We start from the raw sequence: 25,749 nt of genomic DNA, 5'->3' as shown, positions 1-25,749 counted from the left end.
ATGTGAATCAAGTCACCAAACGACAATGAATGTCGAAATTAGTATAGATAGAAGCCTGCAAATCGCTTGCCCGCTACCGGATCTGCATCTCTGCCGCAAGAACAAGACACGCGTTGAGGAAGCCGCTGAATTCTTCCACGCTCAGCTCGGAGGTGGATGCCAGCGCGTGGAGGGTGATGCCATCTTCGGTGACCACGTCGACGTAGCCGAGAAAGCGCTCCACCAGGTATTCATTCCAGTAAGCGACAGAGCGGCCCTGCTGCTGGGCAAACTTTTGCAGCAGGCGCCGGTACAACCGGTTCTGAGCATCGGTGCGCTTCGCGCCGTTTGCCTCCACGAGGTAGACGGTCCAGCGATGAGGTTTTTCCTGTGCCTTGCTGAGGTCCGCCTGAATGGCAGCATCCGCAAGAGAGCCGTAGAGGTTGACCATGGGGTGTCCTTGAGTGGCAAGTAGTATCACTCAGAACACCTTATTAGTCAATGAGATTTAGAGAACAAAGGTTCCCCCTGCTAGCTTCCAGACGCCGTAGCCGCCGGCTCCGAAGCCCAGAACGATCAGCACCTCATGCTGACCGGAGCGCCAGAGGCCCTTTTTACCGATACGAATTCGCTTGTGGGGAAGGACCCAGGGGATGCCCATGGGATTGGGGGCGTCGCCGATGATGTGGGCGAGGGCACCGATCGCCGCGCCAAATGCCGCAGCGCCTACCCAGCCGCCCATATGGATTCCCCAGGCGATCACTGCGGCCCAAAGCCAAGGCCAGTGGGTGATGGTGCGGTGGGTGATCAGCGACCCTACTCGCTGGCCATTGCGGTAGAACGGAATTTCGGTCCAGTCCGGGATGGTGGTTGAGACGGCAGCCACTGCTGCGGCGACGAATTCGGGCAAGCCGGCTACCCGGGCTGCTGCTGCGGCAAAGAACGCCGTCCCAATGCCCGTCCAACGATGCCCGCGACCTGTCATAAACCCCACCTTTCAACTGAAATCTGATCGCTGGGTATAGAGATAAGTTGGCGTAATGCGGCTAAAAATATATACTATCGACCATGGTACCCACCCTCACCTTCAATGTCATCTATGACCGGCTGGCGGACGCTGCGCGTAAAGGCGCTGTGCCGCGGCAGCTGGCCTACTGTGCTGCTGGCTGGATCTCGATGTTCGGGATCAAACCCAAGCTGCCGAACGCGAATCAGTCAATCCATCTCAGCGCCGTTCTGATCGCTTCCGTGCTGGCGATCCTGTTCCTGATGGTCGTCAGCGCCATCCTGAGCGCCCTCCAGCCTGCCATGATCGCCGTGGGCGGACTGACGCTCGAGCGCGCCGTGGTCGGCACCCTTCTCCTGTTCTTCGGCTGGCGGTACCTCATCGGCCGATCGCTGGTCAAGGCTGTTCTGGCTCACCAGGACGCAGCGGTCCAAGGCGGTGAGCGTGCGTAAATTCTTCCTGGCGGTGTTGCCGTGCGCCATTATGCTGTCGTTGGGCGTCATGGCTGCCGGCTTCTTTCTAGGCCTGGGCGCCAAGGCGGGCCAAATCACCGGCGAGATTCTCTTTCCAGCACCGGTAGAGCCTGCGCCCTCGTTCGTTTGCTATGGCAGCACCGATCTGAGGCGGCCGTTGTGCAAGGCGGTCACCCCTGAACAGCTCCAGCGCATCATTTCAGAATCGGACGTGGCCGAATGAGCATCCTGACGAACCCCACCTGGCGCCTGGTCGGTCCCATCTTTCTGCGCGTCGACTGGCGCCACCGCTACTGGTTTGCCACCCGCAAGGCAGCTTACAACTGGCTGGTGCTGGCGGTACTGTCCGATCTCCTGGCTAAATCGATTGCAGGCAAGTGGGATTGGTGGTCCCTGGTTCTGGCCGTTGTCACCCCACTCCTCTTGAGTCGGCTCCCTCCCCGATTCGGCGCTGCGGCTGGCGGGCTGCTTGTCACTCAAGCCCTGGCTAGCGTCGGTATTGCGTTGGGGCTCTTTATGCTAGGGGTGCCGTACGGCTGGCGCGAAGCGGTTCTTTCCGTCTGGGCGATCTGGTGCGCTTTCGCACTGCTGTACCTGGCGCTCACGTACCTCCGCACCCCGCGCCGGGAGATGCCCGATGCGTGAGTGGGCTTTGCTGCCCTGGCGAGCCTTCGTGGCGATGTGCCGTTCCGACACTCGCTACCCCGTGATCATGAAGCCCGCCCTTGCCGCCATTGCGCTGGCCGGGTCGATCACGGAATGGAACCAGGGCCGCCCCCTCCCTCTGGTTGGCGTGGCAATTCTGCTGGTGCTTCTGATCGACTACCTGTTCACCCTGCGTGACGTGGCCCGGCAACCACCGCCCCGTCAATGAAAAAGGCCCCTCACGGGGCCTTCTCGTTTCTCGCCATTCAGCGGTAGATGGCCTGGGGGACCGGCGTCATGTCGGCGCTGATGCGGGCGGCCACCTTCATCCCGATCATGTCCAGCATGCGCTCAGCCAGCGGCTTGCGGCGCACGAGCGTCTGGGTCGACTCAACGCCCAGGTAGTCCTTGGCTGCGGAGTTCACATTGCCCAAGGCATCAACCAGGCCGAACTTCATCGCCGCCTCACCCGTCCACACGGAACCTTCGAAGAGTCCTGGTGTGCCCAATTTGAGACGATCGCCGCGCCCTTCCGTCACCTCATCCTTGAAGTGAGCGTGAATGGCATTGAGCAGTTCGCGCTGCTTGGACAGCTCAGAGGCGGTAACAGGGCGGAAAGGGTCAAGCATGCTCTTGGAGTCGCCTGCCGTGGTGACCCGGCGCTCCACACCGAGCTTGTCCAGCAGCCCGGTGAAACCGAAACTGGCCGAGATCACGCCGATCGAGCCGGTGACAGTCGAGCGATTGGCTACGATCTTGTCCGCGGCCACTGCAATGAAGTAGGCGCCGGAAGTCATCATGTCTTCGCCCACCGCAACCACCGGCTTTGAGTGCTTGACCTTGAGCTCCTTGACCAGGTCGTGGATCAAGGCGGACTGGACCGGGGTACCGCCGGGGGAATTGATGCTGAGCACCACACCAACCGACTTTGGATGCTCGAAGGCCTGGCGCAGCAACGGGGCCACGGCGTTGTAGCCAGCTGCGCTATCGGGGCCGATCATGCCGTCGATTCGTACGACCGCGGCGAAGGGTTTGTTTGGGGCGTCCGAGCCGGAGGTCATGTTGGAGCCAACCAAGACATACCACCCGATGGCATACGCGATGACAGCCAGCAGGACCAGACTGGCCTTGATGATCCCCGCCTTGCGGTCGCGCCGGCGCTCGCGCAGTAGTTCTTCCACAAGGATATCGGAGGTGAGGTGCGCCGGCGAGCTGCCGGTGTTGATCGGTTTGGGGGTGACGTGCATGGGCCTTGGCTGAAATGTCAAAGCTGAGTATAGAGACACCAGTGGGACAGAAAACGAAAAAACCCGACAACGCTCCTGAGAGTGTTGTCGGGCTGAGGGTTACGAGATGTCCTGAATCAGATGTCGTTGGACGCGTCGTAGTCGTCAGAAGTCAACGCTTCAGCAACCTGCACGAGGTTGACGTTCACGTTTTCCGGAAGAACGCCAGGGGCGGCAGCCTTGGTCAAGAGCGCACCCAGAGCGGCCGAACCGCCCACTTTCGTCACGGCAGGCGTGGCGCTGGCCGTGGCAGTTGCTGTCGCAGCCGGTGCAGGGCTCGATACCGCAGAGCCGCCCGTCTTCTCCGGAGGAGCGCAACGGATGCTGCTACGCAGATCGCACTCGTCCTTGTCATCGCGCTTGCCGAGGTACACGGGTTGGTACAGCGAACCTCCCGGATGCGCATAAAGGTACTTGACCTCGATCAGATCATCAGCCTCCGGCAAGGGATAGCTGACCGGGATCGTCACGTTGCCCGCCGGGATTTCTTCGCCATCGTCATCGCGCAGCGCGATTTGAACAGAACGCTTCGAGTTCACCGTGAGAACACGGCAGGTACACGATTCCCAGAACTTCTCCTTCTTGATGGCGTCAGAGACGCCAGCCAAGTAGAGAGCGTCGACGTCCAAGTGCATCAGGCCTTCCCAGGCCTCAGCTTCCGCGCGAGCGCGCATCGCAGCCTTCTCAGACTCGCTCCATGCTGTTTCTGCCAGGAGACCAAGGTTGGAGTCCAGCAGCAGTTCCAGGGCAGAGAAACGCTCAGCGAATGGCATGTCACGCATGTCATTGTTGCGCAGGGTAAGGATGTCGTAGGCCACGTAGACGTCGCCCATCAGCTCGCCGTCCAACACCGTCTCGCGAGCGTTGTTGAAGTCGGGCTGCGTGAGCAGCGCCTCGAACTCCTTCTCAACTTTCGCACTGACGGACATTTGCATGCCCTTCAGATTGAAGCCGACAATCTGCCCGCGACGCAGCGACATCACACAACGCTCGCCGTCGTATTTGCGCTGAGTTGCCCAGTCCGACGAAGCATTGAAGACGACGATTTCTGCCGCAGCAGCGACCTTGGCCTTCTTGGGCGTCGGACCGATGGCCGCGGGCGCCGCAGTGCTGGCGCTCGGCGTACCAGGTACCGAGGCACCGCCGAAGACAGGGACGCCAGATGGCATTCCTGCAATGGTCGCGCCAGCAGACACAGCCATGGTGGTGTAGCGACTCGAGCCGGTGCGCTTGTCGCGCTCGACCGAGTTCGCCTTGGCCAGGGCTGACGCTTCGCTAGGTCCGTTGTACTTCTCCTGTTCCGTTAGCCTTCCGCCGCGGCGACCGGAGTAGCCGCAGGTGCGAAAGTTGGGAATCGGGCCCGTGGTGTCTTTCTGCACCTGGATGACGTAGACCTTGTCACTGGTGCCGGAACGGCACTCGAGTGCGACCTGGTGAATGCATTCGATTGTCATAAATGTAACCTCCAAATAAGGAATTGCACTAGGGAGCCCAAAACTGGGCCGATATGTCCAGTTCTGTATAGCTCGCAAATGGCAATCTCCCGCCACCAGCTCCTGATAAGACATAGCCATACAGCAGTGTGGAAGCTATACGAGACGTAGGAACACATCTCGCGCCGCAAGGTGCATTTTGATTAACTCAGGAGGTAAACCATGGCAATCATTGCCCCAACCAGTATTCCGTCCCACGTGCAAGGCGCTGGCGACGCCAAGTCGGCGACCGTCAGCCTGTCCGGCAGCATCATGGAAATGCTGGCCACTGTGTATTCGCACATCCTGATGTCGGCGATCCGCGAGGCCATCCAGAATAGCTGTGACGCCGCGCGGCGGGCCGGCCTTTCGTTCGCGGAGGGCGTGCTCGTTGAGCTGCCCACTGCTGAAAACCCGGTGATCACCATATCGGACAAGGGCTCCGGCATGACGAAGGAGTTCATGGAAGCCGAAGACGGCTACTTATCCTTCGGCACGTCCACCAAGGTAGCGGATGATGACTCGGCCGGTGGCCTGGGTGTTGGCCGATGGGCTGCTTACGGGTACATCCGTGAGTGTACTGTCGCGACCACCCATGCCTCCGACATGATGGAGCATTGCTACTTCCAGTTCCAGGGCAGCAACGACATGCCGCAGGTGGCCCCCGCGGTCTCCCGCCCTGGTACCAGGACGGGGACAATCGTTTCCTTTCCTGTGCACCTGGGTGACATCGAGGAGGCCCACCGCGCTGTGGCCTGGCTGAAAGACGTTATGCAGCTGACCATGGGGGATTCGTTCTCTGTGGATGCGCCGGCAGCGCTGGCGGCCGCCACTGCAACGGCGACCACCAAGTTGCCCGGGCATAGCGGCATCATCCTCGATCTGGAACCTTTCGATCCCATGCTCAAAGGCGTCCGCGTGTACCCCATGCTGACGAATAACCTGCAATACAGCCCGAAAGAGTTGACAACAGGGTCACTCGTGGTGCTTACGAACCAGAAGTCAGGTGTGGGCGGCTTACCGTTCCATGTCAAAACTTCCGGGATGTCTGCATTCGGTGGCGGCATGATCGTCGAGATCCCGATGTCCTTTCGCGTCCCATTCATGCCCTCGCGAGAGGAGCTGAAGTACACCTCGAAGGTCAATGCGTTGATGGAAGCCATCGACGCGGCGACTCAAAAGGCGGCGGTTGCGAAAGTCAAGGAGCTCTACGAAGACAAGTCGCTTTCCGCTAAGAAGACCTTGAACCGGTTCATCGGTTCAACCGTCAATCACTTTGTGGCAGTTGCCATGCGTGGTGGCAAGTCGGACTTCGGTGCCGAGCTTGTCGAAGCTGGAGGCCGTTCAGCATGGACTGGCTCTATGCAGCTGGAGGGTTTTGACGAGATCCTCCACACAACGCCGCGTCTTCGCCACAGGGACTCTACCCTGAGCAAGGGCTACACCTCTGGCGGCCGGATGTTCCTCCCGCAGCCGGGCGGAAAGGCACCCGAGCGCGTCTATTTCGACGTCATGAGGCCGCCCACCCTGGTGGCTAATGACTTGGATAGTGGTGGACTGGCCCGCTTTCGCGAGTGGGCTCTGGGTCAGGAAGGTATGGTCGTGCTGGTCTCGGGAGAGAACCCAGCAGACGCGATCGAACAGGTAAACAAGGTCAATTCACACTACGGTAACGAGCTGAAGACTTTCAAGACGTCTGACTTTCCTGCTGCTGCAAAGCGTGTGATCAAGGGAGCAAGTGTGGTCCGGGCAACCAAGACCACCATGCTTTTTCACTCATTGAATAGCCGCAAGCAGGAGACGGCAGCGATGTCGTATCTGAGCGCGGAGCCCGGCGTGACAAAAGTCAGGCCGCGGATCTGGGTCGGGAAAGAAGGACGAGCTCTGGCGGGCCTGTCGGATAGCGCGTCGTTCGCGGCGTTGCTTGACGCTGGTCTGGATTGCGCGCTCAGTCGTGCAGGCGCCGACCGTGTGTACTTCTTCAGCAAGAAAGAGGTCCAGGCCTTCGAAACGCTGGTCAACAGCGTCAAGGAGTCCGGAGCTTGGGATATGCCAGAGGAAGAGTTCGCGGAACTCGACATCGGCATGTCCTACGGTGAACTGCAAACGCTGAAGCTGTGGATCCCGCTGGAAACGGCGCTGGGTCAACTCACTGAAGCTGGGGCGATCAAACGCGTTCTGGACGGTTTGGAGATGCACACGGTGCATGCCCATGCCGGCCTGACGATGTTGCTGGAGAACCTCGGAAAGAGGCCACGCCTGGAACTGACTGGTACCAAGCTCGACAAGGCGCTGGCACCGTACTTCGACGCCCTCACCGGGGCCGTCAAGTTGCCGGTCGCCAAGTTGGACCATACGTTGCATAAGGCTACCCAAGCCATGCAGGCGTACGGAGAATTCATGGAGATCGCAGACACCGACCCAGAAGAGCGCAAGGCTCTGAAGGCAAGGTTCGTCAGTCTCGCGCAATGCGGCCGACTGGTGGTCAGTGATATCTATGAAGACCTATGCGCCAAGTTCCCTTTGCTCAGACCCTTGTCGGCGGCACGCTTCCCTGATTCCACGCTGGATCAGTACACGCAGGCCTTGGCTATGGTGTGCCGCTAAGCAGTGATCCTTCAGCCGGGAAACCAGCTGAAGGAGACCTGTCACTCAATCACAATGGAAGGAAACATGATCTCATCAATGGAATCACAGTTGGGCCTGACGATCTTGGATCAATCGGGGACAAATCTGAGAGTGTTCCGGTCGAACCCGGCCTACGAGGAAGTGCGTGCACTGTTGCGAGACTCGAAAGAGCCATCCAACGTGACGATGGACCGCATCCAGGCGTTGCTTGCCGACCCGATGGAGGCGATACTTCGCTGGTCAGCACGGATGGGCTTCCCGCTCAGCCGTTCACCGGCGCCGGGGGAGATAGTAGTGTCCAACTGGGCACCCTTTCTCTCGCGGCTCATGAAGGTCGGGAGCACCCCAGAAGTGGCAATTCGCTTGGCTCGCCAGGTGGCTGCTGACGGAACGGGAATCGCAATGGACCAGGTATGTACCCTGTGGACGCCGGCGAACCGCGGCAGGGACGCGACGGTGCAAGTTTTGCATCATTGTGCTCTGCCCGCGGAAGCGCGGATCGGCGATCACGTGGCCAACCTCAAGACTGTGACAGGCCCGAGTATCGGGTTGGTCGCAACCTTGACTCCCTGGGACGGCGTCGCCGACATGGCAGGCGAAGTTGTTCAGGTTGGTGGCAACGTGCAAGCACTCAACGACGTGCTGCGCGAGCCATCGATTCTGGGCCTGAACCGGACCTATCGTTGCGAGGAAGCTGGTGAGTCCGGCTGGCTGGAGGACTTCTCCTTTGACAGCTTGACCAGTGCCATCGAAAACCTGAAGGACATTCGTGCGCATGGTGCCGAGGCTCGCCTCGTGAATCGGATCACCAATACGGTCATCAACGTGTGACCTCCCTCAAAGCCCGCTTCGTGCGGGCTTTCTTCATGGACATGAAAAAGACCAGCATCCGAAGATGCCGGCCTGAGAGTGTCGTTATCCGACAGTGCGACGATTGCGCGTCAACATGGCCTCAACCACCTGTTCGATGGTGTCGCGGACGATGTTCTGGGGGAAATGGCGGTCCATTTCTCCAGCACGTGATTCCTCACCGACATACAAACCGACAGGCCAGATCTGGTGCTTGGCAAAATAGCCTCGATCCAGCGGCTCATCGGTGATGCAGGCGTCCGTGTAGACGAACACGTCATCCATGCCCTTGATGTGCTTCAGGTTGTCCGCCAGGGCGGACTGCAAGCCCTCGCTGCTATGGGTCGGCGCGATACGCAGAATGATGTCCTCGGAGACCGGGAACTCATACTGCAACCAGCCGGGTTGGCCATTGACGTACCCGGACAACACCAGAGAACCTTGCAGGTACCCGCGGCGCGCCAGGTTATTCAGAGCCAGCAGCAACACCTTGCCCTCACGGTCCGGTGTTCCACTCATCGAGCCCGAGCAGTCATAGACGATGGAGTAACGGCGTTTGCCCTTCCCACCCATCACCATCTTGCGCAGGAAACGGATTTCTCCTCGAGCCAGATGCCGTGAAGACATCCGACGTCCAGGTGCTTCCGTCGCCACGGGCAAAGAGATCGTGCGGAACATGCGCATGAGCATGGTCGTAACGCCATCAATGCGCTTGCGGAACGACTCGTCCACAAAACCAGGATCCTTGGCCAGGAATGCGTGCTCGGTCGCTCGGCCGCCGGAGGCCGACGGGGTGACAGAGTCGGGAATACCCGCACCGCCATCCTTGTTGGGGTCTCCTTTGGCACCGCTGCCACTCTTACCGCCGGACAGCTTTTCCTTGGCTTCCGCCTCGGCTGCTGCGCCTTCGGCATCGGTGCCACCGACGACCTCAGCATCCTTCTCGAACTCCTCGAAGAACTCGTCACCCTTGGCGGCGGCTTCGGCAGCAACGGACAGGTCCGTGCCACTTTCACCAGCCTCCTCAGTTTCCGCTTCCGTGGAGCCGTCTTCGGCGCCAGGGGCGCCAGGCGAACCTCCAGATACAGAGCCGCTTCCGCCGGAGCCCGAAGGCGGCGTGGAAGGGATCTCCTTCATGTAGGGTTCGAACTCCTTGATGAACTCAGCCATGATCGGAAAAAGCGATTCTGACGTGGTGCAAGCGATTGCGCGCTTGTAATACGACTCGACGCTCTCTGCGACCACACTGACCTCTTCGCCGTGGCGCAGAGTTTCAGTGCTGTCCAGTGCTTCTGTGTCCGGCTCACCTTCCAGGAAGACGAGACGGAGGAACAGGTTCACTGGATTGTCCATCTTGCCAATGTTCTCGAAGTTGCGCCAGCCGAAAGGCGTGGACAGCTCCATGCGAGAAATGTGCTCGATTCGGGCGTCCTCGAAGCAGTTCCACACTGTGAACGGAATGCTCAATGACTTCAGATCGGTCTGCATCTGAACCATGTCCTTGGGCGTATGGCGTGCATGCTGGCGCTCGTGGCGGCCGAATGCGGCCACCGCGGTCACGAGCATGTCGATGAACGCAGCCCACTGATCCGTCGACAGGTTGTCCTTGAGCCAGAGAACGAGCTGATTCAGCAGGTCCAGGCCCGTGGGCTTCATGTCTTTCAGCTCAGGCGCTTTGACGCGGGCCCGGTGAGAGGCGCCGGCCTTCTTGTACGCGGCCAGAGCCTCGTCCAACAGGCGGGTGCAGGCAGCCGCCGCCAGATCCTCCTTCTTTGGCAGATCGGGCATGTCGGCCTTATTCTGCTCACAGAAGAACGCTATCGTGCGCTCCAGCATACGGTCGCCGTAGTAGATGCTGTGCGAACCGCGCGATCCCACTGGGGGAACCCAGCAGGCCGTGTCGAAGTTGCGCTTCAGCATCACGCGGTATTCGCCAAGCTTCAGGCGCTCCATCAAATACAGCACGTTGACTTGCAAATCACCTTGGTGATAAGCGCGGCGCAGTGCATCACCCAAAAGCCGATTCAGCAGAAATCCAGATGACATGATGTTTTCCTTTCGTATTTTGCTCACACCCAAGAGAAAATCTCCCGAGCAGATGAGCGAATGAACAAGGCAATGCCTTGCAACGGTTTGCTCAAATGTCCGGGAGACAGAGTTGCTTGGGCGCTTACTTGAAGCAGCCAGTGACCAGCGTTTTGAAGAGCATTTCCTGCTCAGGATCCAGCTCGCCGATTTCGAAGTTCACAACTTGAGCGATTTCTCGCTCAACCTGCTTCTTGATCAGCGGCAGCCATTGCGAGACCTTGGTCAGCACCTTCTTGTCACGCACGGTCCGGAGATACACAGCACGAATCACGTTCGACGCCAAACGAGTCGTCACCTCCTCGTCCAACGTGCCCGCCGTCTGGGCTTCGTTGGCCGCATTGATGAACTTCTCGAACTTCTCTGCAATCTCGAGCGGCATTGAATACTTGCTCAGCTGTCGCTCGAGGATATGGCGCGTGCGATCCGCATTGGTGTTCATCAGCTGAATCTGGAAACGAGCGCGCACACTAGGTGCGATCTTGTCCAGGCCATACCGAGCACCGATGTTGGTCGTCGCTACCACCCACAGCATGTCCGCCGGCACTTCAACAACTTCAGGGAGGGCCATACCGTTGGGTTTGCCCTCGTCATCCATCGTCGGAATGAGGCGACCAGTTTCGATCATGTAGGTGTCGTCCTTGGTCAGGCTCAGGGGGCTGTTGATGGTAGTCGTGTACATGGGGTTCATGTTCATGAACTCGTCCAGGCACAGAACCACACGCTTCCCCTTCTGGATCCAATAGACCGCTTGAGCAAAGACGCCCAGCACCGTGTAGACCTTGCCGTCAGCGGCGCGGTCGTGAGCACGGAACTCCCACGGCTCCATCGAAGGATGGCATTGCAGCTCGAGATAGACCGCATCGAACTTGTCTGCGGCTGCGCGCGCGAGGAAGGTTTTACCCGACCCACGTTCGCCGGCCAACAGCACAGGCTGAATGAAAGCTGCGTCGTAGAACGCCGCTTCTTCTTCAGAGGTCACACCTGCTATAGGTGTGGCCGTCACCGCGGCACCAGACTTCCAGCCGATCAAATCGGTGGCCATCTGGTCGAGGCTTTCCTGATTCAGCGATTTGAGCACGGCCTGCGTGTGAGTGCAGAACCGGCCCGAACGCTCGAGGGTCTTGAAAAAGCCACACTGCGCTTCTTGCTTGATCTTGTCGACCCAGCCCGAAGCTTCGACGTTGTTGGCCAGGGCGTTCGCCACTTTGCCTTCTGTTCGCAGCTGCGTTGCCAGGTTCTTGCCGTCGTTGCGGAATTTGCCGCCCACTTGGCCGTCACCGCAGTAGATCGTCCATTCGGGGTTGCCATCCGGTTTGATCCGGCACAGCACCACCGCGGCATAGTCGTCGTCACCGACGCTTACCTTGTGGATATGGGCGTTGACCAGTTCCAGCTTGAGACGATCGCCCGTGGCGTCCTCCACCAGCGGGAAGGGACCCTTGTAGACCTCGAACACGTTGCAGCCAGGTACGTCGTTACCGACCTTCAGCAGTGTTTCGGCCGTATCGAACCATTTGAGATTGGACATGATGATGTTTCCTTCCGTTTGATGAAAATGCGCTATGGCTTGTAGCCAAAGCATTGGTTGTGTTCCTACGGATAGGTATAGCGAAAAAGCAGATTCATGCCGCTTCGATACGTGAAAAACGTTGTGAGTACGCGCTTATGCGCTATACGGGTATGGCCTTTGGCCTTTTTTCATTCGAGAGCCATGGAACCATTCGTCCAAACCATCCCCTGCTGTGTCCCGTACTGGGATCAGACGCAATTTCTCAATGCGGGCGGCGCTTATAGCGAGAAGCTCGGCTTCTACGTCAAGGAAGACGCCTACCTGCCTGCCTTCGAGGAGTGGCTTCCCCGGAAATGGCAGGACCGTGGCGACCCGCCGGCGCCGGTCCTGCTGCCGGACATGCTGCCCAGCTCTACGTGGGAAGCGAATCTGCGCACAGCGCTGACGCAGGCGGAGTGGGATCGGCTTCGGAAGTTCTGTTACCAGGCCGCGGGCAATACATGCGTGGCATGTGGCTCGCGCGGTGAGCCACATGTGGAGGCGCATGAGGCCTGGTCTTTCAATGAAGCGGCGGGGGTCCAGAAGCTCGTGGGACTTCGTTGCTTCTGCCCGACCTGCCATAAGGCAAAACACCTCGGATATGCCAACAGGATCGGCCGGTACCGTCAGGTAGTCGATCGCCTGAAATGGCTCAACGACTGGAATGACGCAGAGCTAGAGCTGGAGCTGCGCAAGATGGCCGACCGCCAGGAACGTCTGTCCCAACGGAAGTGGACGCTCGATTTGAGTTTCCTGCACAGCTACGGGGTTCGATAGCCCCGCGCGCATCACCCGGACATGCCGGTGGAGCGCTCCATGGTGCGTTCCATGCCCCGATCCCGGGTCGACTCCACCACTTGTCCCACGGCGGTCTTCGCCGCAGTGCCGGCACGCTGACCAATCACATCGGTGCTGTGCTTGAGCTCGTCATTGCTGACCATTCGTTCCGTCGACTTCTGTTGGGCCCCCTCGGCGGCGAAGATACGGTCGTAGAACGACAGCAGCTTGTCGGCAAGCCGGGAGCCGAGCTCGGCGCCGACGACGGCGCCAGCCACAGATCCGAACCCCGCGCTTACCATGCCGCCCCCCAACCCGCCGGCGGCGCCACCCAGCACGGATAGTGCCGCCCGGAAGATGTGGCGGCTTGTGTCCGCGGCCGAGTCACCGCGCATCACCGCTCCAGCTACGATCGCGACCGAGCCGACGCTGCGCGCGCCGACGGTTGAGATTGCCTCGCCGGTGGCCATGGTCACGCTTCCCAGGGCCTTGCGCAGCTCCTTGTCGCTCGCGGCCGCCATGACACCATCCAGCACATGGTCCGATTTCGAGATCAGATAGGCAGCGCGACGGAGCGCCTCGGGATTGGACGCCATTTCGGCGATGACCGTGAACTTGCCGGAGTGGTTGCGCAGAACCTCCTTGAAGGCATCCCTGGTAACCCCGTGGGCCGCCAGCCAATTCATCGACTGGTTCAGGTTGTTCTCGAGCGTGTGCCGCATGCCGGTGGAGGTCGTAACGGACGCGGTGGTGGCGCGGAACACATCTGAAAGCTTGTCCACCGCATGGCTGGCCAGCACACGGAAGCCTTCCTTCTCGAGGGCACGCTCCAGGGAGTAGCCAATCACCGAGGAGGCCGCAGGGTCCAACCCGACCTTTTCCCCGATCTCACGCGCTGCGAACATCATCTGGGCGCGAGCTTCCCGACGTAGCTCGGTGACCACGCCAGGCTCCGCCTTGCCATGACCATGCTTCTGGTCCCAGTCATGCGCGGCGACACGGGCCGCCTTGGCCACCGCCGAGTCCCGGCGAGCCGGACTGGTCTGGTTGCCGGCGTCCTTGATGTGCTCGAGGAACTTCGCCTCCGCGGCCGGAGAAAGGTGACCGGAGTCGGAGCGGTTCTGCCCAGGCTCCGCGACCCCAGGATAATGGGGTGTGGCAGTCAGCTTGAAGGCGGGTGAGCTGAGGCTGCCAGGCCCGTCCACCCTACTGGCGACCGGCTCACGCAGGAACATATCCTGGTCGCGCAGCCGGGCTCGCGCCTGCTGCTGCTCGACCTCACGGTCTCGAGCGGAGCGGGCCAGGTCATCCTGGATCTTGTTCATGACCTCATCGGCGGTCATGGCACCTTGCTTGGACATGCTGCTCTCCTTTTACGCTGCGCCGGTTGGTTGTCGTGCAGAAAACTCCGCGATCAGTGGCCGATAGCCCAGAATCATCAGCCCCTGGGCCAGTGCTTCATCGAAAGCAGGGTCTTGGCTGCCAATGACCGGTCGCGGCTCTTCATCGAGGGCATGCTCCTCGATCAGACGCTCCAAGTCGCGTGCAATGGCGCCCGCCTGGACCCAAGCCGAGCCGCCTTGCATCCATTCGGGATAGCGAAACAGGCACCAGTCGGGCGAGTACATGGGATGGCCAGGCGGCAGCCCGCTCAGGCGCAGGTAAAACTCCGCAGAACGACGGTCGAACGCCATCGGCTGCTGCGGCACGCGGTCGGGATGGGTGTAGTCGATGAAGGGCATGGACGTGGTTAGACAGAGGGATCTAGTTGTATAGGCGTGATCGGCCTGTTGGCATGGAAAATCCCCGGTCGAACCGGGGACTTGAGGGGATTGCGCCTAGATCGGCAAGGCCGCCGCGGCGGCTTCCAGAAAGATAGAGAACTCAGGAACATAGGCATCCGGATGCCGGCGCCGGTATTCCAGCTGACGGGAGACCGCCAGCACCAGCACCTCTTCCTGTTCACGTGTGAACGCCTTGAGTACATCGCAGGAGCGCGCAGCAAAGACGGCCATTTCCTCGCTGTTGGCGATGTTCACCAAGCGATCTTCGGCAATGTGAACCCCGGTCTCCTCGTGCAGCTCACGCGCGGCGGCGGTACGAGGCGACTCGCCGGGGCCCACGCGGCCACCAGGGAAGGTGATCTTCCCGACCAGCTTTGCAGGGCCCTTCGACTTGACCAGCCCGATGGCGTACTGGCCATCCTCACTGAGGACCACGGTCATGACGTACTTGGGATGATCGTTGCGTGGGGTGCGCGAATAACCCTTCATCAGGAGACAGAAATCCAAGTTGGACTGGTCCCGTTGACGCTGAGCATGCAGCTTCCGGATTTCGGCGACATCCAGGGATACGCCTCCGCAGTAGAGCACTGCGCGCGCCTGACGAAGCATGTACAGCGAAGGACCGACATTGCCCGGCTGCATGACTTCGATTTGACGTTGCACCTTTGCGAGCGCCTCATCGAGTGCTAGGGGGTGGCCGCGCACTTCGCCCAGGTAGTTATCACCGTAGTAAAACGCGATGGACGGGGGTGGAGGGCCGTAGAGATGGCCAGGGGGCTGTGTGTTCATTGTGTTTCCTCGCTTGAATAGTGACACTTCGTATAGCGCCCTGCCCACGAAAAACCGGACCCAAGGGCCCGGTGAGGAGGTGCAATCAGCGGTCTTCGCCGACTTGCTCGGCCAGGTAGTTCAGCAACCAGAACTGAAGATGGCCACTTTCGTTGGGGTTGTAGCCCTTTTCCATGCAAGCCCGGACCAGGCGGTAGCCGGCCTCGGCGCGCATCGTGAGCGCGTGGCCCAGGCGCTTGGCGCCGGCCTCGTACTCGTCATAGCCTTCCGGATAGGAGAGCATCGCATCCAGCTTGTCTTCGGTGAGGCCGATGGTCGGATCGCGAACCAATGGGCCCTCGAAGACGAAAAGCGGGTCATTGCATTCGACCAGGGCGTACCAGTCCTTGGGCCAACCGGAGATTTCCTTGCGGCCTATCATGATCGAGAAGCCGGGGATCACGTTTTGCTTCAGCGTGACTGCCTCCGCGGAGCATTGCATGCACATGTGTTTCCTTTGATGTGGTTGTAACCAACCACGTATAGGAATGCGCTGGGTGGATCAGTGAGCCAGCAGCCATAACACATAGCCCGTTGCCGCATACATGCAGATGGAGAGCGCGCCGACGCGAATGTCCGTGGAGGATGGCAGGCCAGAGAAAAGGCAGGCGGCAACCGGATACCCGAGGACCAGCCAGAGCCCATAGCGCTCCTGCTCAAAGAGAGGCTGCAACAGGTGCACGAACGCCAGGCCTCCGAATGCGAAGAGCAGCAGCGGCGCCAGCGCCACTGGCGCCGAGTTCCAGATGTTGAGGCCGGTGAAACCGACTGCGCCCAGGACCCACGAGTTCCCCTCCTTCTTCGGCCAGAGCGAAAAGCTGACCGGCTTGGCGGCCAGGATCAGGCCCACACCCCAATGTGCGACCTCATGAAGCCAGGTGCCAGGAAGCGACACGAGCGCCATGCGCCAGCCCGACGTGCGGCTCGCGCGCAGGAACAGCAGCCAGCCGAAGACCAGCACGCCCGAAGGTATGCTGGAGGATAGGGTTACAAGCAGGTAGTCAATCATGAGGCGCTAAATGGCGGATCTGTGGCGGCCATGCCCAAAAGCATATCAATTTCTAATGCAAATATTGCTATACAACGCATTTATCGGTATAGTAACTTGAAATGCTGGAGCAGCTTTTCCGGCGATAGAAAGCCCCAAATGTTCATTATGACCCAATCTGCGGCGCGCATCGACTTCCAGGATCTGGAAGCGTCGACCGTACGCCTGAATGATATTGCCCATGCCTTGTCGTGGGTGAACCGCTACACCGGCCACGCAGCCTTCGGGTTCTCGGTCGCTGCGCACAGCCTGGCCATCTCCTACTTCCTGGAGAAGCGCGGAGAATCCGCTGCGGTGCAAATGGGCGGTCTTATGCATGACGCGCACGAAGCCTACTTCGGCGACGTTTCGACCCCGCTGAAGAAGTACCTGGATGTCGTGCCCGAGCTGCGCACGCTCGGCGTGACGCAAGAGCAGATCGACAAATTCCAACTCGCCTTCCGGGCGCGCGAAGATGCTGTCCAGGACATGGTCGCCAAGAAGCTCGGCATCGACGTCTCCCTGACCCGCCATCCGGCCGTGAAGAAGGCCGACCTGATCGCCCTGTACGTCGAGCGCTATGCCCTGCTGCCCCCGGACGAGCCCGGCGAAGGCCCCTGGCCGATCATTGCCGGCATCACGCCCGACATGTGCAAGGGCATGGCGGCGCCCGTCAAGGGTCTGGCGCCGGAGGCCGTGGCCAAAGTTTTCGTGGCACGCTTCCATGAGCTGGAAGCCAAGATGGCTGCTGAAGAGGCCGACGCGCGCAAAGCCGGATACCTCTTTGGACCATGATGCCTGCCGAATCGTTTTTGGTGTTCGTCAACGGCGTCTCAGTCGGACGGATCTCCGCCCAGGCGCTCAACGACATTCGTGCCGCTGCTTGGCGTAACGGCCAGGTGGCCTTTGCCCAGGCCTCCAATTGCCTGACCGCGGCCATGAATCTGGCCGGTTTGGTGCTGTTCTTGCCATGGTCGATCCTGGGACTGGTTCTCACACTCCTGTCCGTGCTCGATCCCACCTGGGTAACAGGGGCGCTCGCTCAGATGCAGGGTGACCTGCCGGTAGCTGTTCCACGCCTTTTCCAGACCATGCTGCTCATCAGCGTCGCGATGGCGCCCCTGCTGCTATGTTTCCCAGGCCAGCTGCGGCGGCTCGGCCTGCGCAATTGTTACCAAGAGCACATCGACTCCGAGATCCGCTATCGAGTCAGCTGCCCCGCGACTGGGGTCGTATCGCTTCTGGATGACCGAGCGCTGACTGAGCCCATTGAGGCCGCGAAAGTCGACTAGCCTGAACATCTCCTGAGTCGCATAATGACTGCTTCTCCCTTTGCCGACATCGTTGCAGGATCATGGGTTGCCCGGTTTCGCAGCCTTCACGACGAACGGCCCGAGCTGGGCCAGGTCCGTGATGCCTACGACGGCAATCTGAGCATCGAACGCTTTGCGCCAGATGGCCGCAGCCTAGGGCGGCATCTGGCGTTCGCGGCCGGCGCAGGGTCAGACTCCGCCCAGGACTGGGAGCCCATCGACCCTCCAGACTTCCAGAGCCTGGCGATGGTCTTCGCCTACGGGAAGCTGCTGGTGCGCCGGCGCAACAGCCGCACGCAGGCATCCCTCGCCCTGATTCGGTCCAATTGCCACCGCCCTGTCGCCTGATCGCGCGTCAGCCCCGCCACTGACGAATGCGGTCGGTGTCCACATGGACGAAGCTGTCAGCTTGGTAGATTCCCACCCCGCCCTGTGACAGCCAGGTATAGAGCTTGCCCAGGTAATCGGCGCTCAGGCCATGGATTCTCAGGTCCAGGGCCTTGCCCAGCCGGTGTTGTGAGTTCTTGGCAGCCTTCTCCAGGCCCGAATTGGTTTTCTCGGTCCGATAGCCAGAGAGAAGCTCAATGGGATCGTTGTAGCCGAACTGGCGCAGGTAGGATTGAGTCCAGTCCAAGACCGCGATCAGCGTCCGATCCATGGCGACGTGCTGACCGGCCTTAACATCGCGCATCAACCAGCAGATCTGATTGTAGGCGTCTCCTACCCACTTTCCGTCACGCAGGTACTCGATCCGCAGACGCTCGCGGGAGTCCTTCCGGTACAGGTCCAGCACCCGAGATCCCCGGGTGAGGTCGAACTGGGTCTGCGGGGCGGGCGCGGCACTCGACAATGCGGGAAGCCAGAGGCCTCCCGCGGTAACCACACCGGCGCCCAGAAACTGGCGTCGGTTCATGAACTCCTCCTCAGCGCTTGGATTGCGCGGCCTGTTCGATGTGGGTGGCCAGGCGGCTGCGGGCGCCGCGCGGCAGAATCACATGGCCGGCGTGTTTCCAGCCCGCCAGGAGCTTGACGGCCCAGACCAGACCCGAAGAGCCTTCATCCAGGTATGGCGTATCGATCTGGGCGGTGTTGCCCGTCAGCACAATCTTCGAGCCCTCTCCCACCCTGGTCAGCAAAGTACGCATCTGAGTCGAGGTGAGGTTCTGCGCCTCATCGATGATGATGTACTTCCGGTGAAAGCTGCGGCCGCGCATGAAGCTCATCGACCGCAAGCTCACCTCGGGGGGAACCATGTAGCCGATCTTTTCGCCCGTCTTGTCGGTCTTGAAGAGCCCGAGCGCATCGAAGCAGTCCTCGAGCGTGCCGCCCAGCCAGGCGTTCATCTTGTCTTCTTCGGTGCCTGGCAAGAATCCGATGTCCTCGCCCACGGCCACGGTCGCGCGGGTCATGATCACCCCGGTGAAGCGGCCACTGCGGGTCTGCTCCAGGCCGGCGGCCAGCGCCAGCAGCGTCTTGCCGGTGCCGGCAGTGCCCAGCAACGAGACGACGTCGATGTCCTCGTCGTGGAGCAGGTCCAGCGCCCCGGCCTGGAAATGATCCCTTGGCATCAGCAGTGGGCCCGCGGCATCCGACCCGGCGACTGCGCTCTTTCGCCCGGCGCGCTTGCGCGCAGGCGCCTTGTTGCGGCTGGTCGGGACCGCATGCAGCATGCTTTCGCCATCCCCGCTGTGCTCCACGCGCCACAGCCCGTTGGATGAGTCGCCAATGTCGACGACGAACGAGTTCACGGGCAGCTCGATCGCGACTCGCGCCTTGCTTGCGCTGCCTTCGCGGTAGAACGCCGCCTCACCTTCAGGGGAATTTTCTTCCCAGAACGTGGAATTCACCTCGACATAGCCGGGCGGGATCAGGTCGTTGTCGGAAAGCACCCGATCGTTGCGGTAGTCCTGCGCCTCGAGACTGAGGGCAAACGCCTTGACCCGGAGGTTCACGTCCTTGCTGACGAGCGTGACTGCCTTGCCCTGCGTCTTGAGCGCTTGAGCGGCCGCCAGGATGAGGTTGTCGGCTTTGCCGGCCGCCAGACCCATGTTTTGAAGGGTCAGCCCCTCTTCCAGGCCAGGGAGATGCCACAGGAACAACTTCCCCGTCGCAGCGCCGCCGGTGCGCTCTGCGAGCGAAATCCCCTTCTCGATGCCCTTGCCGTTCCCGATGAGGGCATTGATCTGCCGTGTCACCTCGCGCGCATTGCGAGCCAGGTCCTCGCGGCCTTTCTTGTGCGCGTCGAGCTCCTCGAGGACCGCCATGGGCACGTACAGGTCATGTTCGGCAAAGCGGAACAGGGCCGTCGGGTCATGCAGCAGCACATTGGTGTCCAGTACATAGCTGGTCACCCCGGGAGCGACAGTCCCTGCGACCAGCCCAGGAGGTTTCAACGCGGCGCCGGCAAGGGTAGATTGTGGCAAAACTTGGGCCAAGACGCCTTTGGATGCGTGTTGGCCATGAGCGGTACCGGGGGCGGTGGAGATGGCGGCTTTTGCGGACATTCTTTCGATCCAAGAGGTAGGACCCTTGTATAGGAAAGAACGCTCGATTCCGGCCAGGATTCAATGTAACAGGGGGGCGTACACTATGATTTGGATAATCGCGCTTATACGAAGCTAGGGCACACTATTAGAGGAGAATCCTGTGAACCCAAGTCAACTGTTCCTAGCACAGCGCGTGCGCTCAGCAGAGACCCAAATCACTGCCGCACTGGCCCGCGTGACCAGAGTGTCGACCTTGGCCGAGTTGATCTCAGCAAGCCATGTCGTCATTCCCGCCGAGCTTCGCTCGGTGATCCGAAGCCAGCCCTCCTACCGACGGCTCAAAACGGAGGTCACCCGCCGCGCGCAGCAGCTGGTTAACCAGGATCTGGACTACCTGAAGGCAATGACCCCGGATCCTGACCAGGCCAAGGACGACTTCCTCAAGCAGCTTCGGCATGCCTATGGGACCATCCGCGCCAACAAATGGCGTCACCTTCAAGGACACGAGCCCCTGGTGTTGACGCAGGCCTGCCGGCAAGCGGAGCTGCTGTTAGCCGATCGTACCAAGGCATAATCAGCCTCTCATGCCCCGCCTATTGGCGGGGTTTTTCAGTCTGCGAGCCTGGGCTGATCGGCCAGCAAATAGGCGATCTTCTTGTCCCCCACTTGCAAGATGCTCTCAGCCTCGTTGTAGCGAAGTCCTGGGCAGCGGGACAGGTCTGGTGCTTGTTTGAAGCGCGGCACCAATGCGTGAATGGTGATTGGCTTTTCTTTGAATGCGGCCTGCCACAGCAAAACCTGCTGGAGGGGCGCGCTGGTTATCTCGTTGACTCGCTCGACGTCATAAAGGACGCTGAAACAGGTATGAGTGCCTTCGCGCCCATTCAGAAACACCCAATCAGATGATTCGGCAAAAACCCAGTGGACACTGGTGGTCGCGTATTTCCCGCTGGTTGTTCGATGAACCAGGTCGGATACGGTGAACCCTGTCGTTTGAATGAACTCCGGCACCTGGCGGTACTTGGCGATGAGTTCCTTCTGTTGTAGTTCGTCAATGTCGTCCGACCAGAGACCGAGACCAACAAGTGCCGCGATAATCGCCAGCATAGCGGGAATTTTCAGATTATCGACGAATGCCATTTGCCTGCTGTTCGTTAAGTCATAGCCTGGCCAATGTGGCCAGGCTACGTGTTACATGCTGCTTCATTGGACCCCGGGCTCTGGTTCCCATGCGCTCTTTGACGGCGGAATTGATGGCGCGCTTACGGCGCGCCCCGCACCCCTACTTAGGCCAGACACTGTGGTCGCACTTGTCCTTCCCCTTGGCGAAGAAGTTCGAGCAGGACAGGAACTGCTTGCCCGGCGTCTTGCTGGTCGGTCCGCAAGTTCGCACCTGCATCTCGCCCTTGCCACACTTGGGACACTTGTCGCCACTCGTGACGCCGTCGAAGGTCACCTTTGTCGTGACGGGCGCGGCCTTGGCCACGGGCTCGCCGCCGACGTCCTTGAAGCTGGTCTTGCAACTGGGCTCCTGGCAACCGAAGAACCAGCCGAACTTGCCCTTGATGTGAGCGAGTGCCCCGCCGCATACCAGGCACCTGTGCTTGGTGGGCTTGGTTGTCAGTCCGCCGCCGGCGCCGGCGGCCGGCTTTGACTTGTCGATCAACGCCTTGCCGCGGAACCAGTCGGGCACCTCGTCGATGGACTTGCGCAGCCAGGCGGCCTGCTTGGCCATAAAGGCATCGTAGCCCGCCTTGCCTGAGGACCGAATATCCGCCATGTCTTGCTGCCACAGCGCCGTCATATCCGGCGCGGTCAGCTGACGCGGGAGCGTATCGATCAGTTGCTCTGCCAGCAGCGTCGGCTTGATCTCTTTCTTGTCCAGCACGAAGAAGGACTTGCGAAAGAGTTCCTCGATCGTGGCCGACTGCGTTGCCACTGTGCCAATGCCGGCGTTTTCGCGCAACGTCGCCTTCAGAGCGGGGTCCGTGACATACCGGTGGATCCCGTTCATGGCGTCCAGCAGCGTGCCCTGTGTGAAGCGTTTTGGAGCCTTGGTGCGCGTAGCCGTTACGCCCGCGGACGCCAGCTTCACCTCCTGCCCCTTGGTCAGGGCAGGCAGTGCCGGACCGCCGGCGCCATCGTCTTCGTCCTCATCGCCCGGGCTCACGAAGGCATCCTTCCAACCGCGATTTGTGAAGACCTTGCCCGTTGCGCGGAAAGCTTCCTTCGCACTGGTCAGCTCGATCTCGGACTTCAGAAATTCGGCCGCAGGGAAAAACTGGAGCAGATAGCGCTTGGTGATCTCCAGCCAGACCAGTTGCTCGTCACGCGACAAAGCATTGAACTGAGCGAAGGTGGTCGGGCGCGGGATGATCCCGTGGTGCGGATTGGCCTTCTTGTCGTTCCAGGCGGCCGAGCGCAGCGTGGTGTCAGCCTTAGGGATTCCCGCAGCCAGCTGCGTGAGCCCCATCTTGCCGATGCTCGCGACCAAGGCCGGCGCGTCGGCGAACTGCGCTTCGACCAGGTGCTCCGAATCCGAACGTGGATAGGTGGCCAGCTTCTTCTCGTAGAGAGACTGGGCATGCTTGAGGGTGTCGCTCGGGCTCATGCCAAAGCGCTTGTCCATGTACGGTTGCAGCGTCTGCAAGGCAAACGGCAGTGGGGGCGCCTCTTTGCCCTTGGTCGACTTCACCAGGGTGACCACGGCCTTGCCGTCCGCTTTGCAGGCCGCGACGATGCCGTCCGCCACCTTGCGATCGAGCAGGCGTCCTTCCGGATCCAGACGCGAATCCTTCTCCTTGTCGGGGTTCCAGCTGGCCTTGAAGCCAGGAACCGAGGCCAGATCGATGAATGGGGTGTAGTAGTCGACCGGCTTGAAAGCGCGAATCTCCTTCTCACGGATGACCACGAGGGCAACTGTAGGCGTTTGCACGCGACCCACCGGAAGCGTGGCGTTGCCGCCATTCGCCTGGCTGGCCAGGGTGGCGGCGCGGGAGAAGTTCATCCCGACCAGGAAATCGGCGTGCGAGCGGGCCAGCGCCGACCAGTACCAGCCAGCGTAGTCCGCATTGGGCTTCATTGCCTTCCAGGCCTTTTCAATGGAGTCATCGTCCACCGCGGCCAGCCACAGACGCTTGACGGGGGCCTTGTTGCCGGCCCACAGCAGGAATTCATCCTGCAACAGTTGCCCTTCCTGGTCCGGGTCGCCCAGGCCGATCACTTCAGTCGCCTTGGAGAGCAGGCTCTTGAGCGCTTTCACCTGCGCCAGCGTACCCGGGTCGGGCTTGCCGGTCTTGCGGCGCGTTGCCTTGTCCACTTCTTCGCGGATCTTCAACTGCCAGGTAGCGGGGATGAAGGGAAGCGAGGCCATGGCCCACTTCTTGAGGGCGATATCGTAGTCGTGAGGTTCGAAGTTTTCGAGGACGTGGCCAAACAGCCAGGAAATGTTGTACTCGCCGACTTCAATGTGGCTTCGGCCTACAGGTACTTCTGAGACACCGAGCTTCTTGGACAGCCAGACGGCGAGCGCTTTCGCGACGGAGGGCTTCTCCGCCACGACGAGGATGGACTTCTTGGACATTCAACGGATTCTATGCAAACGCGAGCATTTGTATAGCTTAAAGACGCATTCCCGCAACTCTTACTCGGTTTTTTGGTTTTTGAGCTATACCAAATGTCCGCATCGCCATGCGATCTCAAGGCCCCTGCCAGTACGGAGGGGCTTCTGTTGAACCCATAGTGCAAGGCGATGTGAGGGTCGGCATGTGCCGGCCCTTTTCTTAGTTCAAGGAGTTCCATGACCCAACCCGAAATCGAACGCTTCTCCGATCCGCTGGATGAAGCCAATCAGCTCGCAGCAAACCTGACGGACAGCGCTATCGCGGCGGTCCGTCTGGCGAACGCGCCAGAGCACCATCCCGACTTCGACGGCGTTACCTGCGTTGAATGCGGGGACGATATGCCGAAGGAGCGGCTCGCGATGAAACGCGTGCGCTGCGCGCCCTGCCAGACTGTTCTGGAGCACCGCAACAAGCAGCTCGGGGGCCGGCGCATGCCCGCTGGATGGCCTGAGTAACGACTTTAGACTACGAGTGCGACCGGATACGGACAACGGCTACTACCGATCTGTCACTGCCACAAACATCATCACCTTCTGCGCAGTACAGGCGCGTAACGTTAACGTTACATATGCTGTGCGAGAGAAGTTACGTTAACTACCAGAATTCATTGAAAAAGCGCGGAAAACGGTCATTTTCGGCATTTTTACGCGGAATTGTTAACTGTTGGCCGGAAAAGTTGCCAAAAAACTTGACAAAAAGCACGTCACAAGGTATATTTAGAAAATAAGTGTTGCACAACAAATTAAGCAACTACAGCATACCTTAGTGAACCGAGGACTCATCGCATATGTTTTTTACTGAGCTGACGCCAGCCACGCTGGGGCCTGCGCTGAAGGCAATTTCGACCTCTAGGTCTGAGCAGGAGTGCTCTGATGCTCTCCTGTCCGCCGTTACGTTGTTACAGAATGCAGTTCTGAGCAATCAGGATCCAGATAGCGTTAACGCGGCCTTGAAGAGCGTTCCGCCGGAGATGGCCCATTGTCTCATGGAAGTTCTCGGTTGCGCTGTTGATTGCCACCAGGAAAGCAATGGCGCCACGCTGGGACTGTGGTTGCTGCCGGTATCCATTGCCATCGACAAGGGTTTCAAAACCCCCGTTTCGCTCGTGAGTGGGATGCCCGCGCTGCGCGCCAGCGGGCAGCTGCTCGAACAGCTTGGGCTGACTCCGACCCAACTCGGTACGGCGGCCGGCGGATGGGTATATCCGATCCCAGCACTGTACACACCGGATCAACTGAATTCGAGTGAAATGTCCGTCCTGGTGCAGCTTCCACATGTAACTCGCCGCGTGGTCCGCGGTGATGCAAAGGGTGTAGCTCTGCCTCTCGGCAACGACAGTTGCCTTGCCGGAAGCAACGTGCTGTACATGCCAATCATCGCCTATTCCCCCCGTGGGCAGGAAGATGTCCAGCAGCTCTCCGAGAAATTCGTGTCCGCGATGACGAAGTGGGTGACGGCGTCGCTGACCGGCAGCGGGCTGACGGGTAGCATCACTGTCGGCGTGCCGGCGGTGCCACGGCCTTTCTCCGAATCGCTCCAGGATGCGCCGATGCAGGCGTTCCGTGCAAAGCTGCGTTACTTCCTCGACCTGGCCGTGCGCAACTCGGGCGTGACGCCTAAAGGCATGGTGGCCCATCTGTCCCTGAGCGCCACCCCTCAGACGTGTGTGCAACAGTTGCTTTGCATCCGCCTTAAGGCACACCTGACGCGGCAACCGCTGGGCAGTATCGCGATGCCCACGTTCACGATCGAGTCTATCGACGAATTGATCGAAGCCAAACAGCTGTTGCGAGAGCTTGGAGTCGCGCGGGTGCAATCTAGCCGGGCGCCCATCGACTCGCTGCCTGGCTCGCACCGTGGTGGCTTGCAAGTATTGGCACCACCCGATGCTCTGGCCGAGCACTCGATGGTAGACACTCCTCCTTCCCTGCACTGA

Annotated in this window: 28 protein-coding genes; 13 read left to right on the top strand and 15 right to left on the bottom strand. The window is 60.3% G+C overall.

Annotated features, from left to right (window positions below; translation table 11 throughout):
• Positions 1–73: 73 nt before the first annotated feature.
• Together HWY37_RS16855 and HWY37_RS16850 are read right to left on the bottom strand one after the other, a co-directional pair.
• Positions 74–430: a hypothetical protein gene (locus HWY37_RS16855; RefSeq protein ID WP_176089181.1), complete on the bottom strand. Its 357-nt coding sequence runs from the start codon at positions 428–430 to the stop codon at positions 74–76.
• Positions 431–487: 57 nt separating this feature from the next.
• Positions 488–964 carry a metal-dependent hydrolase gene (locus tag HWY37_RS16850; protein WP_176089180.1) on the bottom strand — a complete coding sequence of 159 codons (477 nt, stop codon included), beginning with the start codon at positions 962–964 and terminating at the stop codon, positions 488–490.
• An 83-nt stretch (positions 965–1,047) separates the two neighbouring features.
• Between HWY37_RS16850 and HWY37_RS16845 the strand changes: the two genes are divergently transcribed.
• The 4 genes from HWY37_RS16845 to HWY37_RS16830 are packed head-to-tail and all read left to right on the top strand — an operon-like array spanning position 1,048 to position 2,332.
• Positions 1,048–1,437 carry a hypothetical protein gene (locus HWY37_RS16845; RefSeq protein ID WP_176089179.1) on the top strand — a complete coding sequence of 130 codons (390 nt, stop codon included), beginning with the start codon at positions 1,048–1,050 and terminating at the stop codon, positions 1,435–1,437.
• Positions 1,430–1,681, top strand: coding sequence for a hypothetical protein (locus HWY37_RS16840; protein WP_176089178.1), 252 nt, complete (start codon positions 1,430–1,432; stop codon positions 1,679–1,681). Before HWY37_RS16845 ends, HWY37_RS16840 begins: the two co-directional genes overlap by 8 nt.
• Positions 1,678–2,103, top strand: coding sequence for a hypothetical protein (locus tag HWY37_RS16835; RefSeq protein ID WP_176089177.1), 426 nt, complete (start codon positions 1,678–1,680; stop codon positions 2,101–2,103). The genes HWY37_RS16840 and HWY37_RS16835 overlap by 4 nt, the downstream gene beginning before the upstream one ends.
• Positions 2,096–2,332 carry a hypothetical protein gene (locus HWY37_RS16830; RefSeq protein WP_176089176.1) on the top strand — a complete coding sequence of 79 codons (237 nt, stop codon included), beginning with the start codon at positions 2,096–2,098 and terminating at the stop codon, positions 2,330–2,332. Before HWY37_RS16835 ends, HWY37_RS16830 begins: the two co-directional genes overlap by 8 nt.
• A 37-nt stretch (positions 2,333–2,369) precedes the next feature.
• Here the strand turns inward: HWY37_RS16830 and HWY37_RS16825 are convergent, their stop codons facing one another.
• The gene (locus tag HWY37_RS16825) at positions 2,370–3,350 is read right to left on the bottom strand and encodes a S49 family peptidase (RefSeq protein ID WP_176089175.1); all 981 of its coding nucleotides are present in this window, start codon (positions 3,348–3,350) and stop codon (positions 2,370–2,372) included.
• A 116-nt stretch (positions 3,351–3,466) separates the two neighbouring features.
• Positions 3,467–4,843, bottom strand: coding sequence for a hypothetical protein (locus tag HWY37_RS16820; protein ID WP_176089174.1), 1,377 nt, complete (start codon positions 4,841–4,843; stop codon positions 3,467–3,469).
• Positions 4,844–5,044: 201 nt separating this feature from the next.
• Between HWY37_RS16820 and HWY37_RS16815 the strand changes: the two genes are divergently transcribed.
• Both HWY37_RS16815 and HWY37_RS16810 read left to right on the top strand, forming a co-directional pair.
• On the top strand, positions 5,045–7,468 hold the full coding sequence (locus HWY37_RS16815) for an ATP-binding protein (protein WP_176089173.1): 2,424 nt from the start codon (positions 5,045–5,047) through the stop codon (positions 7,466–7,468).
• 66 nt (positions 7,469–7,534) lie between these two features.
• Positions 7,535–8,320, top strand: a complete 786-nt coding sequence (locus tag HWY37_RS16810; protein WP_176089172.1) for a hypothetical protein — start codon at positions 7,535–7,537, stop codon at positions 8,318–8,320.
• An 84-nt stretch (positions 8,321–8,404) separates the two neighbouring features.
• Here the strand turns inward: HWY37_RS16810 and HWY37_RS16805 are convergent, their stop codons facing one another.
• Both HWY37_RS16805 and HWY37_RS16800 read right to left on the bottom strand, forming a co-directional pair.
• Positions 8,405–10,384: a hypothetical protein gene (locus HWY37_RS16805; RefSeq protein WP_176089171.1), complete on the bottom strand. Its 1,980-nt coding sequence runs from the start codon at positions 10,382–10,384 to the stop codon at positions 8,405–8,407.
• Between the two features lie 124 nt (positions 10,385–10,508).
• Entirely contained in the window at positions 10,509–11,954 is a 1,446-nt protein-coding gene (locus HWY37_RS16800; protein WP_176089170.1) for an AAA family ATPase, read from the bottom strand.
• A 183-nt stretch (positions 11,955–12,137) separates the two neighbouring features.
• On the opposite strand from HWY37_RS16800, the gene HWY37_RS16795 reads away from it, so the two are divergent.
• Positions 12,138–12,752 carry a hypothetical protein gene (locus tag HWY37_RS16795; RefSeq protein WP_176089169.1) on the top strand — a complete coding sequence of 205 codons (615 nt, stop codon included), beginning with the start codon at positions 12,138–12,140 and terminating at the stop codon, positions 12,750–12,752.
• Positions 12,753–12,763: 11 nt separating this feature from the next.
• Here the strand turns inward: HWY37_RS16795 and HWY37_RS16790 are convergent, their stop codons facing one another.
• The 5 genes from HWY37_RS16790 to HWY37_RS16770 form a co-directional block, all read right to left on the bottom strand.
• Positions 12,764–14,113, bottom strand: a complete 1,350-nt coding sequence (locus HWY37_RS16790) for a hypothetical protein (protein WP_176089168.1) — start codon at positions 14,111–14,113, stop codon at positions 12,764–12,766.
• Between the two features lie 12 nt (positions 14,114–14,125).
• A complete protein-coding gene (locus HWY37_RS16785; protein WP_176089167.1) occupies positions 14,126–14,494 on the bottom strand; it encodes a hypothetical protein in 369 nt (122 codons plus the stop codon).
• 96 nt (positions 14,495–14,590) lie between these two features.
• Positions 14,591–15,325 (bottom strand): NUDIX hydrolase, encoded by a 735-nt coding sequence (locus HWY37_RS34890; RefSeq protein WP_246302337.1) that lies wholly within the window; start codon positions 15,323–15,325, stop codon positions 14,591–14,593.
• An 85-nt stretch (positions 15,326–15,410) separates the two neighbouring features.
• On the bottom strand, positions 15,411–15,806 hold the full coding sequence (locus HWY37_RS16775) for a hypothetical protein (protein ID WP_176089166.1): 396 nt from the start codon (positions 15,804–15,806) through the stop codon (positions 15,411–15,413).
• Positions 15,807–15,866: 60 nt separating this feature from the next.
• Complete coding sequence (locus HWY37_RS16770; protein WP_176089165.1) at positions 15,867–16,373, bottom strand: hypothetical protein; 507 nt, start codon at positions 16,371–16,373, stop codon at positions 15,867–15,869.
• 138 nt (positions 16,374–16,511) lie between these two features.
• Here HWY37_RS16770 and HWY37_RS16765 point away from each other — a divergent pair, with 138 nt between their 5' ends.
• The 3 genes from HWY37_RS16765 to HWY37_RS16755 are packed head-to-tail and all read left to right on the top strand — an operon-like array spanning position 16,512 to position 18,052.
• Positions 16,512–17,186 (top strand): hypothetical protein, encoded by a 675-nt coding sequence (locus tag HWY37_RS16765; protein ID WP_176089164.1) that lies wholly within the window; start codon positions 16,512–16,514, stop codon positions 17,184–17,186.
• Positions 17,183–17,683: a hypothetical protein gene (locus HWY37_RS16760; RefSeq protein ID WP_176089163.1), complete on the top strand. Its 501-nt coding sequence runs from the start codon at positions 17,183–17,185 to the stop codon at positions 17,681–17,683. The genes HWY37_RS16765 and HWY37_RS16760 overlap by 4 nt, the downstream gene beginning before the upstream one ends.
• Before the next feature lie 24 nt (positions 17,684–17,707).
• Positions 17,708–18,052: a hypothetical protein gene (locus tag HWY37_RS16755; protein WP_176089162.1), complete on the top strand. Its 345-nt coding sequence runs from the start codon at positions 17,708–17,710 to the stop codon at positions 18,050–18,052.
• A gap of 7 nt (positions 18,053–18,059) precedes the next feature.
• Here HWY37_RS16755 and HWY37_RS16750 read toward each other — a convergent pair whose 3' ends face one another.
• Both HWY37_RS16750 and HWY37_RS16745 read right to left on the bottom strand, forming a co-directional pair.
• Positions 18,060–18,617, bottom strand: coding sequence for a YcbK family protein (locus HWY37_RS16750; protein ID WP_176089161.1), 558 nt, complete (start codon positions 18,615–18,617; stop codon positions 18,060–18,062).
• A 10-nt stretch (positions 18,618–18,627) separates the two neighbouring features.
• Positions 18,628–20,208: a PhoH family protein gene (locus tag HWY37_RS16745; RefSeq protein ID WP_176089160.1), complete on the bottom strand. Its 1,581-nt coding sequence runs from the start codon at positions 20,206–20,208 to the stop codon at positions 18,628–18,630.
• Between the two features lie 142 nt (positions 20,209–20,350).
• Between HWY37_RS16745 and HWY37_RS16740 the strand changes: the two genes are divergently transcribed.
• On the top strand, positions 20,351–20,764 hold the full coding sequence (locus tag HWY37_RS16740; RefSeq protein ID WP_176089159.1) for a hypothetical protein: 414 nt from the start codon (positions 20,351–20,353) through the stop codon (positions 20,762–20,764).
• 35 nt (positions 20,765–20,799) lie between these two features.
• On the opposite strand, the gene HWY37_RS16735 is transcribed toward HWY37_RS16740, so the two are convergent.
• A complete protein-coding gene (locus tag HWY37_RS16735) occupies positions 20,800–21,330 on the bottom strand; it encodes a hypothetical protein (RefSeq protein ID WP_176089158.1) in 531 nt (176 codons plus the stop codon).
• A 142-nt stretch (positions 21,331–21,472) separates the two neighbouring features.
• Entirely contained in the window at positions 21,473–23,773 is a 2,301-nt protein-coding gene (locus HWY37_RS16730) for a DNA topoisomerase (protein ID WP_176089157.1), read from the bottom strand.
• A gap of 216 nt (positions 23,774–23,989) precedes the next feature.
• Here HWY37_RS16730 and HWY37_RS16725 point away from each other — a divergent pair, with 216 nt between their 5' ends.
• Together HWY37_RS16725 and HWY37_RS16720 are read left to right on the top strand one after the other, a co-directional pair.
• On the top strand, positions 23,990–24,268 hold the full coding sequence (locus tag HWY37_RS16725) for a TraR/DksA C4-type zinc finger protein (protein WP_176089156.1): 279 nt from the start codon (positions 23,990–23,992) through the stop codon (positions 24,266–24,268).
• 332 nt (positions 24,269–24,600) lie between these two features.
• Entirely contained in the window at positions 24,601–25,749 is a 1,149-nt protein-coding gene (locus HWY37_RS16720) for a hypothetical protein (RefSeq protein WP_176089155.1), read from the top strand.

Origin of the sequence: Achromobacter anxifer, assembly GCF_903652925.1 — a bacterium.
Taxonomy (GTDB): Bacteria; Pseudomonadota; Gammaproteobacteria; order Burkholderiales; family Burkholderiaceae_B; genus Achromobacter; species Achromobacter anxifer.
Note: the sequence above shows the minus strand (reverse complement) of the source record. Positions and strands in the feature narration are given on the sequence as shown.

What these genes read in the sequence shown, in the direction of transcription:
- HWY37_RS16725 (WP_176089156.1), top strand. Translation starts at nt 23,990, where the DNA reads ATGACCCAACCCGAAATCGAACGCTTCTCCGATCCGCTGGATGAAGCC.
- HWY37_RS16850 (WP_176089180.1), bottom strand. Translation starts at nt 964, where the DNA reads ATGACAGGTCGCGGGCATCGTTGGACGGGCATTGGGACGGCGTTCTTT.
- HWY37_RS16750 (WP_176089161.1), bottom strand. Translation starts at nt 18,617, where the DNA reads ATGAACCGACGCCAGTTTCTGGGCGCCGGTGTGGTTACCGCGGGAGGC.
- HWY37_RS16825 (WP_176089175.1), bottom strand. Translation starts at nt 3,350, where the DNA reads ATGCACGTCACCCCCAAACCGATCAACACCGGCAGCTCGCCGGCGCAC.
- HWY37_RS16745 (WP_176089160.1), bottom strand. Translation starts at nt 20,208, where the DNA reads ATGTCCGCAAAAGCCGCCATCTCCACCGCCCCCGGTACCGCTCATGGC.
- HWY37_RS16835 (WP_176089177.1), top strand. Translation starts at nt 1,678, where the DNA reads ATGAGCATCCTGACGAACCCCACCTGGCGCCTGGTCGGTCCCATCTTT.
- HWY37_RS16720 (WP_176089155.1), top strand. Translation starts at nt 24,601, where the DNA reads ATGTTTTTTACTGAGCTGACGCCAGCCACGCTGGGGCCTGCGCTGAAG.
- HWY37_RS16765 (WP_176089164.1), top strand. Translation starts at nt 16,512, where the DNA reads ATGTTCATTATGACCCAATCTGCGGCGCGCATCGACTTCCAGGATCTG.
- HWY37_RS16790 (WP_176089168.1), bottom strand. Translation starts at nt 14,113, where the DNA reads ATGTCCAAGCAAGGTGCCATGACCGCCGATGAGGTCATGAACAAGATC.
- HWY37_RS16820 (WP_176089174.1), bottom strand. Translation starts at nt 4,843, where the DNA reads ATGACAATCGAATGCATTCACCAGGTCGCACTCGAGTGCCGTTCCGGC.
- HWY37_RS16855 (WP_176089181.1), bottom strand. Translation starts at nt 430, where the DNA reads ATGGTCAACCTCTACGGCTCTCTTGCGGATGCTGCCATTCAGGCGGAC.
- HWY37_RS16730 (WP_176089157.1), bottom strand. Translation starts at nt 23,773, where the DNA reads ATGTCCAAGAAGTCCATCCTCGTCGTGGCGGAGAAGCCCTCCGTCGCG.
- HWY37_RS16785 (WP_176089167.1), bottom strand. Translation starts at nt 14,494, where the DNA reads ATGCCCTTCATCGACTACACCCATCCCGACCGCGTGCCGCAGCAGCCG.
- HWY37_RS16795 (WP_176089169.1), top strand. Translation starts at nt 12,138, where the DNA reads ATGGAACCATTCGTCCAAACCATCCCCTGCTGTGTCCCGTACTGGGAT.
- HWY37_RS16770 (WP_176089165.1), bottom strand. Translation starts at nt 16,373, where the DNA reads ATGATTGACTACCTGCTTGTAACCCTATCCTCCAGCATACCTTCGGGC.
- HWY37_RS16830 (WP_176089176.1), top strand. Translation starts at nt 2,096, where the DNA reads ATGCGTGAGTGGGCTTTGCTGCCCTGGCGAGCCTTCGTGGCGATGTGC.
- HWY37_RS16815 (WP_176089173.1), top strand. Translation starts at nt 5,045, where the DNA reads ATGGCAATCATTGCCCCAACCAGTATTCCGTCCCACGTGCAAGGCGCT.
- HWY37_RS16810 (WP_176089172.1), top strand. Translation starts at nt 7,535, where the DNA reads ATGATCTCATCAATGGAATCACAGTTGGGCCTGACGATCTTGGATCAA.
- HWY37_RS16805 (WP_176089171.1), bottom strand. Translation starts at nt 10,384, where the DNA reads ATGTCATCTGGATTTCTGCTGAATCGGCTTTTGGGTGATGCACTGCGC.
- HWY37_RS34890 (WP_246302337.1), bottom strand. Translation starts at nt 15,325, where the DNA reads ATGAACACACAGCCCCCTGGCCATCTCTACGGCCCTCCACCCCCGTCC.
- HWY37_RS16845 (WP_176089179.1), top strand. Translation starts at nt 1,048, where the DNA reads ATGGTACCCACCCTCACCTTCAATGTCATCTATGACCGGCTGGCGGAC.
- HWY37_RS16735 (WP_176089158.1), bottom strand. Translation starts at nt 21,330, where the DNA reads ATGGCATTCGTCGATAATCTGAAAATTCCCGCTATGCTGGCGATTATC.
- HWY37_RS16755 (WP_176089162.1), top strand. Translation starts at nt 17,708, where the DNA reads ATGACTGCTTCTCCCTTTGCCGACATCGTTGCAGGATCATGGGTTGCC.
- HWY37_RS16800 (WP_176089170.1), bottom strand. Translation starts at nt 11,954, where the DNA reads ATGTCCAATCTCAAATGGTTCGATACGGCCGAAACACTGCTGAAGGTC.
- HWY37_RS16760 (WP_176089163.1), top strand. Translation starts at nt 17,183, where the DNA reads ATGATGCCTGCCGAATCGTTTTTGGTGTTCGTCAACGGCGTCTCAGTC.
- HWY37_RS16775 (WP_176089166.1), bottom strand. Translation starts at nt 15,806, where the DNA reads ATGCAATGCTCCGCGGAGGCAGTCACGCTGAAGCAAAACGTGATCCCC.